At 61.6% G+C, this 7,862-nt stretch carries 8 protein-coding genes and 1 pseudogene; 8 read left to right on the top strand and 1 reads right to left on the bottom strand.

What is annotated here, in order from left to right; translation table 11 throughout:
* Positions 1-265: 265 nt before the first annotated feature.
* The 8 genes and pseudogenes from JCM9942_RS07670 (at position 266) to JCM9942_RS07640 (ending at position 6,834) form a co-directional block, all read left to right on the top strand.
* Entirely contained in the window at positions 266-646 is a 381-nt protein-coding gene (locus tag JCM9942_RS07670; RefSeq protein WP_054658882.1) for a hypothetical protein, read from the top strand.
* 414 nt (positions 647-1,060) lie between these two features.
* Positions 1,061-1,471, top strand: coding sequence for a hypothetical protein (locus JCM9942_RS07665; protein WP_057634224.1), 411 nt, complete (start codon positions 1,061-1,063; stop codon positions 1,469-1,471).
* Positions 1,472-1,529: 58 nt separating this feature from the next.
* Entirely contained in the window at positions 1,530-1,826 is a 297-nt protein-coding gene (locus JCM9942_RS19620; RefSeq protein ID WP_054658880.1) for a hypothetical protein, read from the top strand.
* Between the two features lie 173 nt (positions 1,827-1,999).
* Positions 2,000-2,173: a hypothetical protein gene (locus JCM9942_RS07655; RefSeq protein ID WP_172675072.1), complete on the top strand. Its 174-nt coding sequence runs from the start codon at positions 2,000-2,002 to the stop codon at positions 2,171-2,173.
* 201 nt (positions 2,174-2,374) lie between these two features.
* Positions 2,375-2,650 carry a hypothetical protein gene (locus JCM9942_RS18925; RefSeq protein WP_157722817.1) on the top strand — a complete coding sequence of 92 codons (276 nt, stop codon included), beginning with the start codon at positions 2,375-2,377 and terminating at the stop codon, positions 2,648-2,650.
* A 271-nt stretch (positions 2,651-2,921) separates the two neighbouring features.
* Positions 2,922-3,515: a hypothetical protein gene (locus JCM9942_RS18920; RefSeq protein ID WP_157722816.1), complete on the top strand. Its 594-nt coding sequence runs from the start codon at positions 2,922-2,924 to the stop codon at positions 3,513-3,515.
* 1,083 nt (positions 3,516-4,598) lie between these two features.
* Positions 4,599-6,276 (top strand): annotated as a pseudogene (locus JCM9942_RS07645) (electron transfer flavoprotein-ubiquinone oxidoreductase).
* 162 nt (positions 6,277-6,438) lie between these two features.
* Positions 6,439-6,834, top strand: coding sequence for a c-type cytochrome (locus JCM9942_RS07640; RefSeq protein ID WP_054658877.1), 396 nt, complete (start codon positions 6,439-6,441; stop codon positions 6,832-6,834).
* A gap of 18 nt (positions 6,835-6,852) precedes the next feature.
* Here the strand turns inward: JCM9942_RS07640 and JCM9942_RS07635 are convergent, their stop codons facing one another.
* The gene (locus JCM9942_RS07635; RefSeq protein WP_054658876.1) at positions 6,853-7,629 is read right to left on the bottom strand and encodes a glucose 1-dehydrogenase; all 777 of its coding nucleotides are present in this window, start codon (positions 7,627-7,629) and stop codon (positions 6,853-6,855) included.
* Positions 7,630-7,862: the final 233 nt, after the last annotated feature.

Genomic DNA, 7,862 nt, shown 5'->3' with positions numbered 1-7,862 from the left:
TGGTGGAGCTAAACCTTCTGGTGGTTTCCGCTTCGGCAGTTTCCCGGTACCACCTGGCCACGGCTTCGGTCGCACCGCGCTTCAAGGCTCAGCGGGCGAGCCCCGTCCCGCAGTCTGTGGCAAGCTCGGCAAAAGGTGGCAGTGCTGGGGAGCACGGTTGCAGCATCAAACCGTTCTGGCCACTCACTGCCTAACAAGTCATCCAAGCCGACGTTGCTTCGCAACGCGGCTTAATTCTGGCGTTAGCGCTCATTGAGTTCTGATCATGACTGAGAGTGATGATGACCATCTTGCTAATGAGTACCACTTTCTCGAGCTTTTCCAGGACTTCAGCCAAGCAAGCCGCAGAGCCAAGCAACTCGCCAGAACGTACGAGGGGTTGGTCCGGGTAAAGCGAGAGGACAGCAACTTCAAGATTCTTGTTCCACTCTGGGTTAAGAGCGAAATTCTTGATCCGCCGCCGCCAGCCCCCAAGCCATCGGACGTTGATGATGATCCAGAGGATGATGATGACGATTACTACGACCCCATAGACGAAGAGTTGAACAAAGAACAAGAAGAGCTTCGGAACGAGGTATATGGGAGTAGAGATGATTGGGGGCGTTCAACAGAAGAAGGGTGGTTCTACGATGATGGTGACGCGTAGCGGGCTGAGCGCTAACAATTCATTCAAGCCGAACCCGCTTCGCGGGTCGGCTTAATTCAGGTGTTAGGTGGCATTGGTAAAAATTAGGGGTGGTTTCTGCTTCGGCCAGTTCATCGGCTGTTTGCCAGTCGGCTCCGGACACCGCTCTTCAATGTTTTAGGCATCGGCAAGTTCACGGCTTCGGCCCTAGCTTCGGCGCCGCCGCACAATCATTGCAGTTGGCTTCGGCGGTTCCGCGCGGCATGGTTTCTGTGGCAAGCCCCGGTCCCGCAAGCTGTGGCACTATCGACCTTCGTTGTGCAGTTCAGGCGGGCGGGTTTGGCTTGCAAATCAACATTTCGGCCAATCCCACCTAACAAATCATTCAAGCCGAAGTTGCTTCGCAACTCGGCTTAATTCTGGCGTTAACCGCCTATGATTGCCAATCGCGAAACCGGTGAGATCGTCCTTGAAAGCGGCACAGTCCTCTCCCCTCGCACAACTCGCTCTGACTTTCTTCGCTCTCCCGAGGGCGCAGCTTCGTCCATGCTCGTCCGGAACGAGCCCTGGTGCTCGTTCAAGTTTGCGGTTCAGGCCGAGTCGTTAGTCCTGGCGGTTTTCTTCAATGGCGAATCCATTCAAGCCATGCATCTGGCCATTGTTGACGCCGACTCCGCGCCCTGGAGCCACGAGGCTGAGCTTCGGCGCAAAGAGGCGAACGACAGATGGCTACTCAGCAAAGGCCTTACACCCGGCAAAACTTACGCTTGGGGCTCTGTTTGGTCGGGCTATGATCCCAAGGGTGGTTCAAGCAGCGCCGTCCTTAGCTTCTCGGGCGGCAGCTAACAATTCATTCAAGCCGACGCCGCCACGCGGCGCGGCTTAATTCCAGAGTTAGGCATCAATGGCGAGATCTCTGGCATTTGCATATGCACTTTCTCTCATCGCCCTAGCGGCGATGGTCGCGCTCGGCCGTGGCCTGCTTCCTAAGCCGGATGGTTTCACCACCTTCTTCTACATGAGCTTAGTGGGCTTGCTCATGTTGCCGGCATCCGTCATGTTCTTTCGGGGTAGTCGTTTGTCGTCCGGGCCGCTTCGCAAGCTCTTAGCCTATGCGCTGTCAGCCGTTACCGCGTTTCTGGGCATGGGATCGTCAGCCGCTGTCATACTTGTCCTACTGGGCGCGGCCAAATCTGGTTGATGCCTAACAATTCATTCAAGCCGAAGCCGCTTCGCGGCTCGGCTTAATTCAGGCGTTAGAGGCCACATGAAGATACGAGCAGCCGTAAAAAGCGAGGATGGATTTGGGCCACTTTTTTCACGGTGATGGGGATCATCTACGTTACGGATGGCCTGCGAAGCCCCGAGACAGAAATGGGTCGCTTGCTCATGGGTGCTGGCTTTCTGTTGGCAGCACCACAAGCATTCTTCAGTCCCATTAGCTTCGCCAACCCCGATCTTAAGTTCATCAAAGTCTCGCCTGTTGACTGGCTTGGCATGGCTGGCGTGCTGTTATTGGTTTCAGGGCTTGTGGTTCGTTGGCTGTGACCTCTAACAATTTATTCAAGCCGAACCCGCTTCACGGGTCGGCTTAATTCAGGCGTTAGACTACAGGAGAAGCGTTATGACGGATTCGCTCAAAAGCATACTGGCTGGCGCTATTTCCGGGATCATCACTAGCTACTTAGCGGTGCCAGCGATTGGTGCAACTGCCGCAATAGCCATGCCATCCGGATGGCCCGTCGCGCTATGGAGCGCTCTCGTAGTGTTCGGCATTGGCGCTTTTCTACCAGCCTGGTCATCCAATTTGCGGCGCTGCTCATTACACGAGCAGCAAATGCGTTTGTCGCGCTCGCCAGCTTCTGCATAGCAGCAATCTCAACTATTGCCGTGCTCTCCGGACTTACCTATGCCGGTAGCGCTCTTGCAGCTATCGTTATTGGCGCAATTGCGGCTGCCGCTACTTTCAGCGCTCTGTGGTCTAACAATTCATTCAAGCTGACGCCGTTCCACGGCGCGGCTTAATTCCAGCGTTAGGCCGTGGTGGAACAAAACCTTCAGGTGGTTTCCGCTTCGGCAGTTTCCCGGTACAACCTGGCCACGGCTTCGGTCGCACCGCACTTCAAGGTTCACCGGGCAAGCCCCGTCCTGCAGTCTGTGGCAAGCTCGGCAAAAGGCGGCAGTGCTGGGGAGCACGGTTGCAGCATCAAACCGTTCTGGCCACTAACTGCCTAACAAGTCATCCAAGCCGACGTTGCTTCGCAACGCGGCTTAATTCTGGCGTTAGGGGGCAGTGGTGAGTACCGCGCGATTCTTCAAAGAGCACGGCGCTGCAATGCGATCCGGTGATAGCACAGACCATCGGAAGCGGATGCAAGAAGCCTATGAGACCATTCGGGACAACTGGCTCTCCAAAAAGGAATATGCAGCGCTCGTGAAGGCCATTGTCGGCAATTGGACGTCTGGAAACTGCGTTGAGTACATGCGTCCTCTTACCGCAGCACTCGTCGCAGAAGAAGAGTTAGAGCTTCACCGACACCTCTGGACACGCACATTAAAGAGGCAGCTCAGCGCCTTCTTTCGTGAGTACTCGTTCATTCGCCGTCAACGACTACCGTTGCAGGACATCGCCTCCACGGATTCTTCTGGCTTCGATGAATTTGACTACGCCAGTTACAGCGATCACCGCAAGGCCGCCTCGTTTCTTCTTGGTCGCATATACTCAAGCTTAGCTATTTGGAGAGACGAGTTGATCGGCGCTGGTCTGAGCACAGAAGATCCAGACAATATTGTGGCTAGCCTGCAACTGCTTAAACAGCCTCGCATTGATGTCAATCGACTGCCCCCTAACAATTCATTCAAGCCGAATTGGCTTCGCCAGTCGGCTTAACTCAGCAACTGTCTTGTACGTGTTGGTTTTCGGACTGAATCCACTTTGCATTCGGCATCGCACGGTTCCGCACCGTTATGGACACCGTTGGCCGGGGCAAAGATGGGCGTTCCGCGCCTTATCCTCGCCATCGGTGTACGCGACGGATCCGGCACCGGCTTTGTGGCGGTCGGCTTAAACGCTTCGCTGAGCGGCCCGCAGCAGGCAGGGCAGCGTGCGGCGCGGGCTTTCAATGGCCCAAAGCCGAGCGGCGGGCCCTCGAGCCGCGAGCGGCCCATCAAGGCTATTTGTTTATGCGGTGAGACTTTTTGCTGCGTCGTTGCGGCTTTTTGCTGAACGATTAAGGCTTTTTGCTTGTCCTTTGAGGCTTTTTACTACTCCGGATAGCTTCTGAGCTACTCCATTTAAGGCTTTTTGCTATTCCCGATAGCTTCTGAGCTGCTCCGTTGAGGCTTTTTGCTACTCCGGATAGCTTCTGAGCTGTTTCGTTAAGGCTTTTTGCTGTTCCGTTGAGACTCCAGGCGGTGCTGCGGGAGCCTTTCGTCCCTGCTGGCAAGTGCAGGGCTGCGCCTTTGAAGGCGATACGGGGTGACGCCCGACACGGCGGCTTGACCGGGGCCGCCCGGCCGGCAACGCACCGGACCGGCCGGGATCTGGCTACCGGATGCGAGTGCGTGCAGCGCCGTGGTCGGCCACCCCGTGCCGGACACCGGCGCAAGTCTTGGGGATGATTCGGCCGACAGCTGCCGGCCGCAGGCGCAAGCCTTGGACGATCGGCTGATCGTCGGCGAAAATCGCGATATCGAGGCCGGAGCGGCCGATCAGGGACGAGGCCTGCGCTTTCCAGCCGGAGGGACTGCAGTGCGGCGGCCCGCTCGTCTGCCCTGCTGCCCCGTCCTTCACAGGATCCGGGGCGGCCCGTGCCGCATCTGCCCGCTGCGCCGCGTGTCTGCCAAGGGCGCAGGGCGGGTCGGTCGGGGTGGAACTGCGGTACCTTCACAGATCATCGTCGCCTCTTTTCGGGGCGATGGTTCCAGGCAACCGTCGTCGCCACCGCGCCGACCTTTACCCAAGAGCTCTTGCATGAACACTGAAAGCAACACCGCCCTGCCGCCGCGCGAAGCGATGGAGTTCGACGTCGTCATCGTCGGTGCCGGCCCTGCCGGGCTGGCCACGGCCATCCGCCTGCGCCAGCTGGCCGTGGAAAAGGGCCAGGAGCTGTCGGTGTGCGTGCTGGAGAAGGGCTCCGAGCCGGGCGCGCACATCCTGTCCGGCGCGATCATGGATCCGCGCGCGCTCACCGAGCTGTTCCCGGACTGGAAAGAACGCGGCGCGCCGCTGAAGCAGGCCGTGACCCGCGACGAGTTCCTGTTCCTGGACGAAACCGGCGCCAAGGCAACCCCGCACGCGCTGCTGCCGGAGTGCTTCCACAACGACGGCAACTACATCGTCAGCCTCGGTGAAGTGAGCCGCTGGCTGGCGCAGCAGGCCGAGGCGCTGGAGGTGGCGATCTTCCCGGGCTTTGCCGCCGCCGAAGTGCTGTACGACGAGACCGGTGCGGTGATGGGCGTGGCCACCGGCGACATGGGCATCCACAAGGACGGCACGCCGGGCCCGAACTTCGAGCGCGGCATGGAGCTGCATGCCAAGTACACGGTGTTCGCCGAAGGCTCGCGCGGCCACCTCGGCCGCCAGCTGATCAGCCGCTTCAAGCTCGACGAAGGCCGCGACCCGCAGTCCTACGGCATCGGCATCAAGGAGCTGTGGCAGATCGACCCGGCCAAGCATGAGCCGGGCCTGGTGGTGCACGCCGCTGGCTGGCCGCTGGACAACGACACCTACGGCGGCGCGTTCCTGTACCACGCCGAGGGCGGCAAGGTCTCGATCGGCTATGTGGTCGGCCTGGACTACAAGAACCCGTGCTGAGCCCGTTCGAGGAATTCCAGCGCTTCAAGACCCACCCGGCCATCCGCAAGCACCTGGAAGGCGGCAAGCGCATCGCCTATGGCGCGCGTGCGATCACCGCCGGCGGCATCCTGTCGCTGCCCAAGACCGTGTTCCCGGGCGGCGCGCTGGTCGGCTGCGAAGCCGGCTACCTCAATGTCAGCCGCATCAAGGCAGCCACGCCGCGATCAAGACCGGCATGCTGGCCGCCGAGGCCGCGTTCGAGGCGCTGGTCGCCGGCCGCTCGCGCGATGAGCTGAGCGCCTATCCGGAAGCCTTCGAGAACAGCTGGCTGAAAGCCGAGCTGCTGCAGTCCAAGAACTTCAAACAGTGGTTCAAGAAGGGCCGCACCATCGCCACGCTGATGACCGGCATCGAGCAGTGGCTGCTGCCCAAGCTGGGCATCCGCAATGCGCCGTGGACCATCCATCGCACCCAGGCCGACCACGAGTGCCTGCAGCCGGCGGCCAGCCAGCCGAAGATCGAGTACCCGAAGCCGGACAACGTGCTGACCTTCGACCGGCTGAGCTCGGTGTTCCTGTCCTCGACCAACCACGAGGAAGACCAGCCCAGCCATCTGACCCTGAAGGACCCGAGCATTCCGGTGAGCGTGAACCTGGCCACCTACGGCGGCCCGGAAGCGCGTTACTGCCCGGCCGGCGTCTACGAGTTCGTCGGCGAAGGCAGCGATACCCGCCTGCAGATCAACGCGCAGAACTGCGTGCACTGCAAGACCTGCGACATCAAGGACCCGACCCAGAACATTGTCTGGGTGACCCCGCAGGGCGGTGGTGGTCCGAACTACCCGGCAATGTAAGCGCGGCGCCTGCAACGCGCCGGCGATCAGCGCTGCGCCAGCTGACCCGACCCCGCCGCCCACCGCGGCGGGGTTTTTCATGGTGCGCTTTGCGTTCGCCGTGGCCGGCGGCGATCATGCCCACGCCTGGCCACCGGGGCCATTTGCCGCAACGAGGAATCGATGTCACGCCTGCCACTGCCGGGACTTCTCTGCCTGCTGCTGGGCGCCTGTGGCCAGCGCGATGCGTTCAACCATTCGGCCAGTGCCGATCCGCATCAGCGCGAGCTGGAACGCGCCTTCGCCATCTGCGCCGGCTGCCATGACACCCGCCCCGATCTGGGCCACCGCGTCGGCCCCAACCTGCACGGGGTGATCGGCCGCAAGGCCGGCACTGCGCCGGGCTATGTGTATTCGGAGGCGATGAGCGCCAGCGGCATCATCTGGGACGCGCAGACGCTGGATGCCTTCCTGGCCTCGCCCTCCAAGCGGGTACCGGGCAGCAAGATGGTCAACGCCACCGCCGACCCGGCGCGTCGCCGGGCGGTGATCGAATACCTGTCCTCGCTGCCGGAGTGATCCGCGCCGGCTGTCGCGTCAGTCCAGGGTCTGCACGCCACCGCCATTGACGAACAGGATCTGCCCGCTGACCCAGCTGGAGATCGGCGCGGCGAAATACAGCACCGCCCCGGCGATGTCGTCGGCCTCGCCCAGGCGCTTGATCGGCGTATGCGACAGCATCCGCTGCTCGATCTCCGGGGTCAGCACGGTGGCCAGCGCCGCGGTACGCACCGCTCCGGGACCGACGGCGTTGATGCGGATGTTATCCGGGCCATAGTCGTGGGCCAGGTTGGCGGTCATGTGGTTGATCGCGGCCTTGGAGGCGGCATAGGCGCTGATCGCCGGGCTCTTGTTGATCGAGCTCATCGAGGACATGTTGATGATCGAGCCATAACCGCCCTTCTTCATGTGCGGGGCGCACAGCTGGGCCAGCCGCCACGCGCTGAACACGTTGATCTGGAACGGCCGCTCGAACTGCTGCACGGTGATCTCGAACGGGCTCTCGCGCCCGGCCCCGCCGCCACCGGCGTTGTTGACCAGGATGTGGATGCCGCCCAGCTCGGCGGCGGTGCGCTCCACCGTCCGCACCAGGTCCTCGTCCTTGAGCACGTTGCACTCCAGCGCCAGCGCCCTGCCACCGTGGGCGGTGATCTCGGCGGCGACCTTCTCGGCATCGGCCAGTTTCAGATCGGCGATCGTCACCGCCGCGCCATAAGCGGCCAGCATCAATGCACTGGCGCGACCGATGCCATTGCCACCACCGGTGACGATGGCGACTTTTCCACTGAGATCGAAATGCGATTGCGGGCTCATGGGCTGCGTTCTCCGGATTGACGTGCGCGTGCCCGGTCATGGCACGCCGCGCGGGACCGGCCTGTCGGCAGGCTCCCGCGCAACGCTTGCCGTCTCCCGGGGGGACAGAGCCGGCAATGTGCAGGAACCGGGCGAAAACCGGGGTGAAAGCACCGCCCGTGCGTGGCGCAGAGGAAGCGGACCGGCACCGGTGGCGCTTGCACAGGCTCCAACCGCGCCGTCGGCACGGCAGG

Source organism: Stenotrophomonas pictorum JCM 9942, from assembly GCF_001310775.1.
Lineage (GTDB): Bacteria > Pseudomonadota > Gammaproteobacteria > Xanthomonadales > Xanthomonadaceae > Stenotrophomonas > Stenotrophomonas pictorum.
The sequence above is the reverse complement of the archived record's forward strand: the minus strand, read 5'-3'. Positions and strand labels throughout refer to the sequence as shown.